This is a genomic window from Pseudomonas sp. NFPP25 (genome assembly GCF_900116505.1).
Taxonomy (GTDB): domain Bacteria; phylum Pseudomonadota; class Gammaproteobacteria; order Pseudomonadales; family Pseudomonadaceae; genus Aquipseudomonas; species Aquipseudomonas protegens.
The window spans coordinates 162,190-175,076 of the sequence record NZ_FPBG01000008.1 but is presented as its reverse complement, the minus strand read 5'-3'; the positions used below and the strand labels follow the sequence as shown (position 1 = coordinate 175,076).

At 63.7% G+C, this 12,887-nt stretch carries 10 protein-coding genes; 6 read left to right on the top strand and 4 right to left on the bottom strand.

Annotated features, from left to right (window positions below; translation table 11 throughout):
* Positions 1-64: 64 nt before the first annotated feature.
* The gene (locus BM382_RS28295) at positions 65-790 is read left to right on the top strand and encodes a hypothetical protein (RefSeq protein WP_026020167.1); all 726 of its coding nucleotides are present in this window, start codon (positions 65-67) and stop codon (positions 788-790) included.
* Positions 791-890: 100 nt separating this feature from the next.
* Here BM382_RS28295 and BM382_RS28290 read toward each other — a convergent pair whose 3' ends face one another.
* Complete coding sequence (locus tag BM382_RS28290) at positions 891-2,177, bottom strand: MFS transporter (RefSeq protein ID WP_011060475.1); 1,287 nt, start codon at positions 2,175-2,177, stop codon at positions 891-893.
* Between the two features lie 75 nt (positions 2,178-2,252).
* A complete protein-coding gene (locus BM382_RS28285; protein ID WP_072444781.1) occupies positions 2,253-3,632 on the bottom strand; it encodes a M20 family metallopeptidase in 1,380 nt (459 codons plus the stop codon).
* Positions 3,633-3,748: 116 nt separating this feature from the next.
* Here BM382_RS28285 and BM382_RS28280 point away from each other — a divergent pair, with 116 nt between their 5' ends.
* Positions 3,749-4,633, top strand: coding sequence for a LysR family transcriptional regulator (locus BM382_RS28280; RefSeq protein ID WP_011060477.1), 885 nt, complete (start codon positions 3,749-3,751; stop codon positions 4,631-4,633).
* A 214-nt stretch (positions 4,634-4,847) separates the two neighbouring features.
* Here the strand turns inward: BM382_RS28280 and BM382_RS28275 are convergent, their stop codons facing one another.
* Positions 4,848-5,204 carry a DUF6572 domain-containing protein gene (locus BM382_RS28275; RefSeq protein ID WP_015634966.1) on the bottom strand — a complete coding sequence of 119 codons (357 nt, stop codon included), beginning with the start codon at positions 5,202-5,204 and terminating at the stop codon, positions 4,848-4,850.
* 106 nt (positions 5,205-5,310) lie between these two features.
* A complete protein-coding gene (locus tag BM382_RS28270; RefSeq protein ID WP_072444779.1) occupies positions 5,311-6,222 on the bottom strand; it encodes a LysR family transcriptional regulator in 912 nt (303 codons plus the stop codon).
* A 194-nt stretch (positions 6,223-6,416) separates the two neighbouring features.
* On the opposite strand from BM382_RS28270, the gene BM382_RS28265 reads away from it, so the two are divergent.
* The 4 genes from BM382_RS28265 to BM382_RS28250 all read left to right on the top strand — a co-directional run bounded on the left by BM382_RS28265 (position 6,417) and on the right by BM382_RS28250 (position 12,855).
* Positions 6,417-6,719: a peptidoglycan-binding domain-containing protein gene (locus tag BM382_RS28265; RefSeq protein ID WP_041117152.1), complete on the top strand. Its 303-nt coding sequence runs from the start codon at positions 6,417-6,419 to the stop codon at positions 6,717-6,719.
* A 154-nt stretch (positions 6,720-6,873) separates the two neighbouring features.
* Positions 6,874-8,499 (top strand): peptidoglycan D,D-transpeptidase FtsI family protein, encoded by a 1,626-nt coding sequence (locus tag BM382_RS28260; protein WP_275656342.1) that lies wholly within the window; start codon positions 6,874-6,876, stop codon positions 8,497-8,499.
* 23 nt (positions 8,500-8,522) lie between these two features.
* Positions 8,523-10,433 carry a penicillin-binding protein 2 gene (gene mrdA, locus BM382_RS28255; RefSeq protein WP_072444777.1) on the top strand — a complete coding sequence of 637 codons (1,911 nt, stop codon included), beginning with the start codon at positions 8,523-8,525 and terminating at the stop codon, positions 10,431-10,433.
* A 73-nt stretch (positions 10,434-10,506) separates the two neighbouring features.
* A complete protein-coding gene (locus BM382_RS28250) occupies positions 10,507-12,855 on the top strand; it encodes a penicillin-binding protein 1A (protein WP_072444775.1) in 2,349 nt (782 codons plus the stop codon).
* Positions 12,856-12,887: the final 32 nt, after the last annotated feature.

Below are 12,887 nucleotides of genomic sequence, written 5' to 3'. Positions count from 1 at the left end.
CCGATCCCCGCCGCAGCCCGTGAATTCCGACCCGGTGCCGATGGCCTACGCTCCCTCTTCTTGCATGATGCAAACCCGCTTTCAGCGCCTGTTCCTGGTGGCGCTGCTGATGCTTGGCGCCACGGCCTGTACCCAACAGCAAGGGCGCGATTTTGCCAAACAGTTTCGTGAAGGCAAGCCTGACGAATTCTTCCAGACCAGCGTCGATCGCATGGCCACCATCGGCATGCGCGACAACCTGCAGAGCCTGTACCTGCTGATGGGCAAGCTCTACCTGCGCAACCCCAGCCAGTGGCGCAAGTCGGGTTTCCCCGATGGCACCACGGCCCAGCGCGAGATCCGCAATGCCATCGAAAAGCGCCAGCCGCTGCCGGCCCTGGGGGATCGTCGCGACCTGGCGGCCCTGAGCTATTCCCTGAGCCCGGAGTTCCAGGGCGATCGGGTGGGGGCGTTCATCTATGCCATTGGCAGCATGCTGGTGACCGCCCATGGCGGGCGCACCGAGTTCTACATGACCGATACCATCGACCCGCAGTTCATCAGCAACGCCGCGCGCAATATCGAGAAGGCCACCTGGCTGCTGAGCCAGCGCCAGGATGCCAATGGGGTGCTGTTGCTGTTCTCCAACGAGATTTCCGAGGAGGGCAGCAACCTGAGTTTTGCCGTGGAGTTCGGCAAGATCGTCGCGCGCCTGGATTTGCTCACGCAGATTCTCGATGAGCGCTACCGGCGGGTGGGGTTCAATTACGCGCAGAGCCTGCTGCTGATGAATTTCTTGCCGGTGCAGTAGGAGCTGGCTTGCCAGCGAAGGCGCCCGTCCAGGCGCTGCAAGGCCCAAGGACCTGTTCGCCGGCAGCCGGCTCCTACACGGCGTTTGGCTTGGCCCTCTCTCAGGTCATTCCGAGTTTTTTACGCGCCATCAACAGGGCTACGACGCTCAACGCTGCCGCCAGCATCAGGTAGAAACTCGGTGCCAGCTGTGAGCCGGTCAGGGCAATCAATCCGGTAGCGATCACCGGGGCAAAACCGCCGAAGATCGTGACCCCCAGGTTGTAGCTCAGGGACATGCCGGTGACGCGGGTGCGCACGGGGAAGATGTCCGCCATCAGCGATGGCAGGGGGGCGAAGTACACGGCTTTGATCAGGGCCATCAGTGCTACCACCAGCAGCAGGGAGCTGGCGCTGGGGCGGCTGTTGAGCCAGAAGAACGCCGGCAGGATCGCCACGGCATAGACCACCGCCGCTGCCAGCATGATTTTCAGGCGACCGATATGGCCGGACAGGTAGCCGACGATGGGCGTGATGATGGTCAGGATCAGGCCGCCGGTAAGGGTCGCCAAAAAGCCCGAGGACTGGGCGATGTTCAGGCTGGTGGCGGCGTAGGAGGGCATGTACTGGATCATGTAGTTCGAGGCGGTCGACACCACCAGGGTGCCCATGGCGATCAGCAGCAGGGTCTTCTGGGTCACCAGCACTTCGCGCAAAGGGCGTTCCCCCGGTTCGCTGGCCTTGAAGTCCGGCGACTCGTCCACCGTACGGCGGATGTACAGGCCCACCGGGCCCAGCAGCAGGCCGAAGAAGAACGGCACGCGCCAGCCCCAGTCGAGCATCTGCTGTGCATCGAGGTGCTTGGTCAGGAAGTAGCCGAAGGTCGAGGCGATGACCACGCCAAAGCCCTGGCTGGCGAATTGCAGGCTGGCGACAAAGTGCCGGGTGCGCGGCGGCGCGTGTTCCAGCATGAAGGCGGTGGAGGTGCCGAACTCGCCACCGGCAGAGAAGCCTTGCAGCAGCCGGGCCAGGAGGATGCCGATCGGCGCGGCGAGGCCCAGGGTGGCGTAGCTGGGCATGATGGCGATCAGCAGGGTGCCCGTCAGCATGATCAGGATCGACAGGGTCAGGGCCTTCTTGCGGCCCTTGCGGTCGGCGTAGGAGCCCAGTACCGCCGCGCCCAGGGGGCGGATCAGGAACGAGATGCCGAAGGTGGCGAAGGCCAGCAGCAGGGAGAAGGTCGGGTCCGCGGTGGGAAAGAACACCTGGCTGATGGTCAGGGCGAAGTAGGCGTAGATCGACAGGTCGAACCACTCCAGGGTGTTGCCGATCAGGGCGGCGCCTATGGGTTTCCACAGGGCCTTGGGTTCGACCCGGGGCGCGGTCGAGGTGGTGGCTAACGCTGTCATACAGGACGCTCCTGCTTATTGTTGGATTTTGAGCGACAGGTGCCCGGCCAGGGCCGGGCGGGGTAAGCGATGGCCTCAGGTCCGGGGCAGGTCCCCCAGGTCCCAGAACAGGGCCGTCATGATCTCCAGGCCTTCACGAATCACCGGCAGCAGCAGGTGTTCGTCCGGGGCGTGCTGCGAGCAGCCGGGGTAGGAGTGGGGAATCCACAGGGTCGGCAGCCCCAGCACTTCGGCGAAGATGTCGTTGGGCAGGGTGCCCGCCAGGTTCGGCAACAGCGCCAGGCGCTGCGCACTGCTACCTGCAATCGAGGTCTTGGCGAACCTGACCCAGGGGTTGTCCGGGTCCAGGCGGGTGGCCGGGGAGCAGCGCTCCATGACGATCTCCACCTGGCTGAAACCTTCACGGTCCAGGTGCGCCCGCAGCAGGCTTTCCAGCTGCTGCCAGGGCGTGCCGAGGACAAAGCGCAATTGGCAGAAGGCCACGGCCCGGGGCGGAATCGCGTTCACCGGCTTTTGCGGGTTGCCGGCGCTGAAGGCGAGGATTTCCAGGGTGTTCCAGGCGAACAGGCGCTCGCCCAGGGTCAGCCCCGGTTCGCCCCAGTGTTCGTCCAGAGGGCGGCCCAGGGACTCGCGCTGGATCTCCAGGTCGACGATGGCGGCGCGCACGTTGTCGGGAATGTTCGCCGGCAGCAGTTCGCGGCAGCGGATGCGGCCGTTCTGGTCCACCAGGCTGGCCAGGGCGTTGGCCAGTACCACGCCGGGGTTGCTCATCACCCCGCCCCAGTTGCCCGAGTGCAGGCCCTTGTCCCGGGTGTTGACCTCCAGGCGGAACTGCGCCGAGCCGCGGGAGCCAAGGAACAGCGTCGGCCGGGCCTGATTCAGCCGTGGGCCGTCGGAGGCGATAAACACATCGGCCCGCAGCAACTCTCGCTGCTCCTGGCACAGCTGGCGCAGCCCCGGGGAACCGGCTTCCTCGCCCATCTCGAACAGCAGCTTGAGGTTGAAGCCCAGGCGCCCGTCGCGGGCCTTGAGCACTTGCTCCAGGGCGGTCAGGTTGATGCTGTGCTGGCCCTTGTTGTCGGCGGTGCCACGGCCGTACCAGCGTTCGCCCTCCAGGGTCAGCTGCCAGGGATTCAGGCCCGCGCGCCACTGTTCGGCGTAACCCGGCACCACGTCGCCGTGGCCGTAGCTGAGCACTGTGTGCAGGGCTGGGTCTTCCAGGCGCGTTGCAATCAGGAACGGCCCACCGGCCTCGGGGTTGGCCAGCATGTGGCAGTCGAAGCCCAGGCGCTGCAGCAGCGGCTGGATTTCCTCCAGCAGGTAGCGCGGCAACTCGCTGGCGTGGGCCGGGTCCTGGCTGTCACTGCGAAACGCCACCCGGCGTCGCAGGTCCTGTTCAAAGTGGCCGTCGTCCAGGTACTGGCGAACGCCGGCGAGGGCAGCTTGCTTGGTCATTGCAACTCCGGTCGGGCAAGGGAACGGGCCCATGGTGGAGTTGGCAAAGGCATCTGTATATTGCTGTTTTTTGAAGGCATGATTCTAAAAATTGGATGCCTGGCAAGGGGATGCAGATGGACTATCGGTATTTTCTGGCGGTGATCGATGCCGGCTCCCTGGCCGCGGCGGGGGAGCGTTTGCACATCGCCCCCAGCGCGGTGAGCCGGCAGATCGCCCTACTGGAAGAGAGCGTTGGCGTGGCGCTGTTCGAGCGGCGCCCGCGGGGCATGCAACTCACCGCCGCTGGCGAAGCCCTGGCCGAACACGCCCGGCGCACCTGGCTGGAACAGGAGAACATCCTCGCCGAACTGCGGGGCGAGGGTTACCCGGGGGCCAAGGTGATCCGCCTGGTATCCACCGAGGGCCTGTCGCGGTATTTCCTGCCCCGGGTGCTGCTGGAGCATTACCGCCTGCGGCCCGGAGCCGAGTACCGCCTGGACGTGATCTCGCCCCACGAGTGCGTGCAGCGCATTCGCCGGGGCGAGGCGGACGTGGGGCTGACCTTCAGCACCGAGCCGGTGGAGGGGGTCAACGTGTGCTACTCGATCCGCTCGCCGATTCGCGCCCTGATGCGCGCCGGGCATCCGCTGGCCAGCGCCGGGGTGCTGTCACTGGAGCAGGTGCAGGCGTTTCCCGTGGCCTTGACGCCCAAGGGCACCACACAGCGGCAACTGCTGGACCTGGTGTGCCAGATGGACGGCCTGAGCTTCGATCAGGTGATGACCTGCAACTTCTCCGGGGCCCTGCATGAGTTTGTGCGCCAGTCCGACACGGTGGCCTTTGCCAGCGCCATCAGCGGCGAAGGGCAGGGGATGGATGGGCTGGTATCGGTGCCCCTGTCCAACCCGCGCTTGGGCGATCGGGACATTCAGGTGCTGACCATGCCCAAGCGGGTATTGCCAGAAAGCCTGGCGTTCTTTATCGACACCTTGATTGCGCGGTTGCAGAAAGAGGGCTGAGGGAGGCTGCTGACCGTTCTCGCCGAGCCGGACACGCTCAGGGCGCTGGGTGAGTTCCTTATCAACGCTTCAGCCGACATGGCGGCCAATGGCCTGGAGCATGTGCACCTGCAAGACGTGATCGAGCACTTCTCGCACCAGCAGCATGTGGATGTGATTGCCCTCAACCAGGCTGTGATCAAGCCTGCCTGAGGCAGCGCCGTGCCCGGCCCGGCTACATGTTGCGAATCCTCTCGTCGGCCCTGAGCTCGAACTCAAAGCCAATGCCCACGTCATTCAGGGTTTCGGTGACCCGGGCCATGAAGTACTCGGCCTGCGCGGGCAATTCATACAAGCCAATGACCCGGATGATCGGGTACTTGCCATAGGCGCCGGGGATCTCGGTGTAGATCTCGCCACTTTCGATGAAGGCGATGTAGCTGTTGATTTTCTCTTGCAGCACGAGCAAGTGCTCGCCTTGTTCCGCCTTGTCGCCCCATTCGAGGTGGTCGGTCATCACCAGTAGCAGGTCGTTGGGAGCCTCCTTGGAGATCCCCCAGAAATCGATGACTTTGGGATTGGTGACGGACATGGCTGATCCTTCAGGCGGCGGGGGCGGGGATTGTATTACGTGCCCCGGGGTTAGTGGCGGTGCTGTAGCAAGTGTCCGTTCTGAGACGTTCGTAAGCCTTCGCCCTTCATTGCAGAAAGAAATGCTCCTTGATCGAATCCAGCAGCAGTGACTTGACGATCTGCAACGCGTTGTCGTGTTTGCTGCCCACGCGCATGCCGATCTCAAGTTCGTAGGAAGGCATGGGCACGGGGCAGGGGAAGGTTTGCAGCGAACTGATCCGTTCCATTGCGCGTGCGGCGTGGGTGGGCACGGTGGTGATCAGTTTGGAGCCCACCAGCAGAAAGGGAACGGCGGCGAAGTGCGAGGTCGAGGCCTTGATCGTGCGGGTCAGGCCGACGTTGTTCAGGCCTTCATCGACAATGCCGACATAACCTGCGGACGACACCAGCAGGTGCGGGCGCTGAGCGTAATCCTCCGCGGTCACCGGGACGGTGTTGTGGGCATCGGCGATGCCCAGGTAGTTGCCGCGGCCCAGCCTGATGCGGGTGATCAAGTGCGAGGACAAGCCTCCGGCGGAGATGGCGAGATCGATCTTGTGGCCCATCAGCATGTCTTGTACGACGCCGCTGTGGGTTTGCCGGAAGAGGATGCGCAGCCCGGGCAGGCGCTCTTCCACCACCGAGAGAATCTTCTGCCCCAGGGCGATTTCACTGTCATCGGAGAGCCCGATGGTGAGGGTGCGGCCCTGCACTTGCTGGCCGTCGGAGGCCATGGCCAGGGCCAGCCTGCAGCGGTTGATGGCTTCTTCGACCAGGGGGTACAACTCGCTTGCGCGCATGGTCGGGCGCAGGCCGCGCCCTGTGCGCTCAAACAACGGGTCGCTATAGATCTCTCGCAAACGTGCAAGGGAAGCGCTGACCGCCGGCTGGGTGACGCCCAGCCGGATAGCCGCGCGGCTGGCACCGCCTTCTTCGACCAGGGCGGCAAAAACCCGGAGCAGGTTCAGGTCGGCGTTCTCGATATCAATGGTTTTCATATCAGATAGCTTGAATAGAGCGTTGATCTATATTGTACCAGCCATAAAATGACCCGCCAAAACAATCAACGGCTTGAATTACAGAGCCGGTGTTGATGTTTCCAATACTGGGTTAGTGCCCGTTAGTTCGGTTTTTTTATAGGCGGGCATAAGCCTTGGCTGTTGGGTAAGAGGTTTTAACCAGAGGTTGAAGTATGGCGCGCCACTGTAAGTATCTTGCGGCCATGGTGCTCTTTGCCTGGGCCTTTGCGGCTTCTGCTTGCCTGTTTGAAACCGCCATCGGCTCACCTTTGGGAGAAGAAGTTGTGGGTAGATTGCAGCAGGCCCTGGCAGCGCGAAATTATTATCAGGGAACAATAGATGGCGTGGTGGGGGAGAAAACCGAAGAAGCCATCTTTCTGTTCCAGATGGACTGTGAACTTCCGTTAACCGGCAGTATCAACTCGCAGATCCTGCAAAGGCTGGATATAAGGCCGCCCTTGTGGTTATCGGAATAAGTGTGTGGCTTGAAGGTCCGGTACAGGGAAACGTAATTGTTTCGCTATCAAAGGACATTGGCTGGAAAGTGGTTTTATTCTTATGGCTTTAACCCATAGCCCAGCGTCTGGTTATCCGTGGCGATTCAGGCTGGCTGTTGTTCTGGTGGGGGTGATGGCCGCAATTGTGTGCGGTCGGATCATTCAACTGCAGATCGCCGACAAGGCGTTTCTGATCAAGCAGGGCGATGCTCGAAGCCTGCGCTCTGTGGCTATCCCGGCCTACCGAGGCTTGATCACCGATCGCCATGGGCAGCCTCTATCCGTCAGCACGCCGGTGACCACGGTCTGGCTCAACCCCCGGGAGCTGATGGGCGAGCAGGGCCACTGGGCTGCGCTGGCCCAGGCGCTTGACGTGCCACAGAGCCGGTTGAGCTCGATCATCCTGCGCAACCGGCAGAAAGAGTTTGCCTACCTGCATCGGCGCGTTGCTCCCCAGGTGGCGGAACAGATGATGCAGGCGGTGCAGGCACTCAAGGTCACGGGGGTTCATACGCTGCAAGAGTCCCGCAGGTTTTATCCGGCGGGCGCCTCCATCGCGCACGTCATCGGCTTTACCGATATCGACAACCGCGGTAGCGAAGGGCTCGAACTGGCTTATGAGAGTGTGCTGCGCGGGCGCGATGGCAAGCAGTTGGTGCTCAAGGATCGCCGTGGACACTTGATCGAGGACCTGGGGGTTTCGCGCCTGGCCAGGCCCGGGCAGGCACTCGCGCTGTCTGTGGATCTGCGCCTGCAATACGTGGCCGATCGAGAGCTGCGCGAGGGCATTGCCAGCAATGGTGCGGATGCCGGCAGCGTGGTGATCATGGATGTGCGCACCGGCGAGATCCTGGCCTTGGCCAATCAGCCCAGCTACAACCCGAACAATCGCTCTCGGGTGACGCCGTCGATGATGCGCAATCGCGCAGTGGTCGATGTATTCGAGCCGGCTTCAACCCTGAAGCCGTTCTCGGTGGCCGCCGCGCTGGAAAGCGGGCGCTGGAAGCCGGGGGACAGGGTGCACGTGGCAACCGGCACCTTGCAGATCGGCCGATACACCATTCGCGATGCTTCCAGGACCGCGGGCGAAACCCTGGACCTGACCGGCATCCTGGTGCGTTCGAGCAACGTTGCCATCAGCCAGGTGGCCTTCGATATCGGCGCACCGCGGATTCATGACCTGCTGCACCGGGTGGGGCTGGGCCAGGAGACGGGCGTAGGGTTCCCCGGTGAACAGACCGGGGTGCTGCCCCTGCGCCGGGAGTGGCGGCCCACCGAAACCGCGACGCTGGCTTACGGCTATGGGGTGTCCGTTACCGCGGTACAGCTGGCCAGGGCTTACGCCACCCTGGTCAACGGCGGTGTCCGGGTGCCCACTTCACTGCTGCGGGTTTCTGCCGTGCCCAAGGGCGTCCAGGTGATGCCGGCCAGCGTGGCCAACACCGTGAAAGACATGCTGGTGCAGGTGGTTGAAGGCCCCAGGGGCATCTATCGGGCCAAGGTGCCTGGCTATCACGTGGGTGGAAAAAGCGGCACCGCGAAAAAAACCAGCCAGGGTGCCAAGGGCTATCTGGCCAGCTCCTATCGCGCCATGTTTGCCGGTTTCGCCCCGGCGGCAAACCCCAGGTTCGTGATTGTGGTCGTGGTGGACAACCCCAGGCACCACGGCTTTTTTGGCGGGCTGGTATCCGCCCCGTTGTTCAGCAAGATCATGTCGCAGACTCTGCGCCTCAATAACGTGGCTCCCGATGATATTTGAAGCCTATGCAGCAAGAGTTGCCCATGCCGCAAATCAGTAACTTCAATCACCAGCAAACAGAAGATGCGATCGTCACCAAACGAATAATGGCAAGTGCCGTGCTGGTGGTTCTGCTGACCGCGGCGCTGGTGGTCAGGCTTTATTTTCTGCAAGTGACGCAACATGAGTACCAGGTTGCCGTTGCGGAAAAGAACCGCGTGCACATCAGGCTCATCCCGCCAGAACGGGGGCTTATCTATGACCGCAATAACGTGGTTCTGGCCGATAACGTAGCCAGTTTCAACTTGACCCTGACCCGTGAACGCGCCGGGGATGTCGGTGTCGTCCTTGGCCATCTGGCGCGGATTCTGCAATTGCCCGAAGCCGAACGCAGCCGGGTCGAGAAGGAACTGCGCCGCGCAAGAAGAGCCTTCGAGCCCGTGACGCTGATGCTGGACCTGACGGAAAAACAGATCGCGCAGGTAGCGGTCAATCAGTTCCTGTTGCCCGGTGTCGAGGTCCAGGCGCAGTTTCTCAGGCAGTACCCCCATGGCGAGCATTTTGCCCATTCGGTGGGGTATGTCGGGCGGATCAACGAGCAGGAGTACAAGCGCCTCGATCCGGCCCGATACCTGCGCAGCCAGTTGATCGGCAAGACCGGGATCGAGCGTTTCTACGAAGACGCCCTGCATGGCCAGATGGGGTTTGAAGAAGTGGAGACCAATGCCCAGGGCCGGGTGATGCGGGTGCTGCGCCGGCACAACCCGATTGCCGGGCAGGACATCGTCCTGACCCTCGACGCCGGGCTGCAGGGTGCCGCCGAGGAAGCGCTGGGGGACCGGCGGGGCGCGGTGGTGGCCCTGGACCCGGCCACGGGGCAGGTGCTGGCAATGGTCAGCCGGCCGAGCTTCGACCCCAACCCCTTCGTCAAGGGCATCTCTGCGCCAGGCTACGCCGCCTTGCGCGATTCCGATGACATGCCGCTGTTCAACCGGGTGTTGCGCGGGCTCTATCCCCCGGGCTCGACCATCAAGCCCATGGTGGTGGTGGCGGGCCTGGACAGCGGCGTGATCACCCCCACCAGCCAGGTGTTTGACCGGGGTTATTTCGAGCTGCCCAACTACAAGCACAAGTACCGCAACTGGAACCGGGGCGGCGAAGGCTGGGTGGACATGTACGACGCGATCATGCGCTCCAATGACACCTACTTCTATGACCTGGCCCACAGGCTGGGGGTCAGAAGGCTGCACAGCTACCTCAGCGAATTCGGCCTGGGGCAAAAGGTTTCGATCGACATGTTCGAAGAGGCAGCGGGATTGATGCCGTCCCCTGAATGGAAGCGCGCCACCCGCCGGCAACCCTGGTTCCCCGGGGAAACCCTGATTCTGGGCATCGGCCAGGGCTATATGCAGGTCACGCCCCTGCAACTGGCCCAGGCCACCAGCCTGATCGCCAATCGGGGGATCTGGCACCGGCCGCACCTGGCGCTGGCGGTCGGCGGCCAGGCGCCGGTCGACCCCAGGCCCATGCCGAACATCGTGCTCAAGGATGCCCATTCCTGGGATCAGGTCATCCAGGGCATGCAGATGGTCATGCACAACCCCCGTGGCGTAGGCCGCGCAGCAGCCCGGGGCGCGCAGTACCGCATTGCCGGGAAAAGCGGCACGGCGCAGGTGGTGGCGATCAAGCAGGGCGAACGCTACAACCGCAACAAGACCCATGAGCGCCACCGGGACAACGCGCTCTTTGTCGGCTTCGCCCCGGCCGAACAGCCGGCCATCGTGGTGGCGGTGATGATCGAGAACGGCGAGGCCGGGGCCCGGGTGGCCGGCCCTGTGGTGAGGAAAGTCATGGACGCCTGGCTGCTCGATGCCAGTGGGCATCTGCAGCCGCAGTTCGCCGTACCGGTATCCAGCGACAAGCGCGCAAACACCCTGACGGTAAACGCCAGCTAGGCGCGCAGGAAATCAGCCAGGGCTCCAGGGCCCGTCAGGTTCACATTCAAAACGGTAAGCGAGGAAACAGCGGGTGCGAGTCATTGAATATCTGGGTTGGAGTGTGCTCGCGCTGGTCAGCGTGGGGCTGCTGGCCGCAAGCGGCACCTACCTGTATCTGCAACCCCGGCTTCCCGATGTCGCTGCCCTCAGGGACGTGCATCTGCAAGAGCCCCTGCAGGTCTTCACCCGGGATGGGAAACTCATTGCCGAGTTCGGTGAAGTGCGGCGCATACCCCTCGCCAGCGCGGACATCCCCCCCGACTTTCGAGCAGCCTTCATGGCCGCCGAGGACGGCAACTTCTATCAGCACCCCGGGGTCGACCCGGCCGGGTTGCTGCGGGCGGCGTTCGAGTTGCTCAAGAGCGGCCACGTTCGCTCCGGCGGCAGCACCATCACCATGCAAGTGGCGAAGAACTTCTTCCTGAGCCGCGAGCAGACCTTTTCACGCAAGCTCAGCGAAATTCTCCTGGCCCTGCAGATCGAGCGCAGCCTGAGCAAGGAGGAAATCTTCAACCTGTATGTCAACAAGATCTACCTGGGCAAGCGCGCCTATGGCATCGCGGCAGCCGCCAGAATCTATTACGGCAAGCCGGTGGCGCAGCTGAGCCTGGCTCAGGTGGCGATGATTGCCGGGCTGCCCAAGGCGCCATCGCGCTACAACCCGATCAACAACCCCGCCAGGGCCAAGCAGCGCCGCGACTGGATTCTGGGGCGCATGCACGCGTTGGGCAGCATCGATACAGCCAGGTATCAAGCAGCCCTGGCGCAAGGGGTAGACGCCAGCTACCACGCCCCGGAACCCGAGATCGATGCTCCCTACATCGCAGAAGTGGTCAGGGCGGAAATGTTCCGGCGTTTTGGCGATGAGGCCTACACCCTGGGCCTGCGGGTAGTGACCACGGTTCCCGGTTCATTGCAGGCGTCGGCCACTTCCGCGCTGCGCAAGGGCTTGAAGGTCTATGACAAGCGCCATGGTTACCGCGGCCCTGAAGGGCATTTCGCAGGCCGGGCCGGCAGCCAGTGGCCCGAGCGACTGAAGGCTTTTCCAGCGTATGGCGGCTTGCGGGCGGTGGCGGTGACCCAGGTTTTCGAGCAAAGCATCAGCGTGGTGGATGACCGTGGCCAGGAGCACTCCGTGCCCTGGAGCAGCATGAAATGGGCGCGCCCCTATCTGGGCCACAGCGCCTTGGGGCGCCAGCCGGTGCGCCCGGCCGAGGTGGTCAAGGTCGGGGATGTGATCCGTGTCGACCCCGAGCACGATCCGCTGCTGAGCTTCAGCCAGGTGCCCAGGGCCCAGGGCGCGCTGGTGTCGATCGCCCCGGAGGACGGGGCGATCCAGGCGCTGGTGGGCGGTTTTGATTTTCAACAAAGCAGCTTCAACCGTGTGCTGCAGGCCAGGCGCCAGCCGGGTTCGAGCTTCAAGCCCTTCATCTACTGCGCGGCGCTGGACAGCGGCTACACCCCGGCGAGCCTGGTCAACGACGCCCCCATCGTCCTGGGTGGCGACTACTCCGGCCCGGTGTGGCGCCCGCAGAATGAGAACCGGACCTTCCTGGGGCCGATTCGCCTGCGCGAAGCCCTCAACCGCTCAAGGAACATGGTCTCCATACGCTTGCTGCAAGCCATGGGGGTGGACAAGACCATCGACTACATCGCCCGTTTCGGGTTCGCCCCCCAGGACCTGCCCCACAACCTTTCCCTGGCCCTGGGCACCGCGTCGGTCACGCCCATGGAGGTGGTCGCGGGCTGGAGCGCCTTTGCCAACGGCGGCTACAAGATCAGCCCGTACTTCATAGAGCGCATTGAAGACCCCAAGGGCCAGATCGTGTTCCAGGCCAGCCCGCGTTCGGCCCCCACTGCACAGCGGCCAACCCCCGAGGCGGTGGCCGAGCAGATAGTCGACAGCCGCACCACCTACCTGCTCACCAGCCTGTTGCAGGACGTGGTCAAGCGCGGCACTGGCCGCGCCGCAGCCGCTATGCAGCGCCCGGACATCGCGGGCAAGACCGGCACCACCAACGAGGCCAAGGACTCCTGGTTCACCGGTTACAACGGCCACTACGTCACCAGCGTCTGGGCCGGTTTCGACCAGCCGCAGAGCCTGGGGCGGCGCGAATGGGGCGTGACCATCGCGCTGCCGATCTGGATGGACTTCATGACGGCGGCGCTTGAGGGAACGGCGCCTTACTCCCAGCCGGAGCCGGATGGCATCGTGACCCGCCGGATCAACCTGGAAGATGGCAGCGCCGCCAGCGCGCAGGCGCCGGGCACGGCGATGGAGGTGTTCAGGAGTGACAACGTGCCGCCGGTGGGCGCGGGAGAGGGGGCAGCTGTCGACGGCGCTGCGGACATGCAGCGCACGATGCAGGAACTGTTCTAGTGACCGGGCCGGGCCCTGATGGCGAGAACCGC

Coding starts and splice junctions, on each gene's coding strand:
- BM382_RS28295 (WP_026020167.1), top strand. CDS start 65: ATGATGCAAACCCGCTTTCAGCGCCTGTTCCTGGTGGCGCTGCTGATG.
- BM382_RS28290 (WP_011060475.1), bottom strand. CDS start 2,177: ATGACAGCGTTAGCCACCACCTCGACCGCGCCCCGGGTCGAACCCAAG.
- BM382_RS28285 (WP_072444781.1), bottom strand. CDS start 3,632: ATGACCAAGCAAGCTGCCCTCGCCGGCGTTCGCCAGTACCTGGACGAC.
- BM382_RS28280 (WP_011060477.1), top strand. CDS start 3,749: ATGGACTATCGGTATTTTCTGGCGGTGATCGATGCCGGCTCCCTGGCC.
- BM382_RS28275 (WP_015634966.1), bottom strand. CDS start 5,204: ATGTCCGTCACCAATCCCAAAGTCATCGATTTCTGGGGGATCTCCAAG.
- BM382_RS28270 (WP_072444779.1), bottom strand. CDS start 6,222: ATGAAAACCATTGATATCGAGAACGCCGACCTGAACCTGCTCCGGGTT.
- BM382_RS28265 (WP_041117152.1), top strand. CDS start 6,417: ATGGCGCGCCACTGTAAGTATCTTGCGGCCATGGTGCTCTTTGCCTGG.
- BM382_RS28260 (WP_275656342.1), top strand. CDS start 6,874: ATGGCCGCAATTGTGTGCGGTCGGATCATTCAACTGCAGATCGCCGAC.
- mrdA (WP_072444777.1), top strand. CDS start 8,523: ATGCCGCAAATCAGTAACTTCAATCACCAGCAAACAGAAGATGCGATC.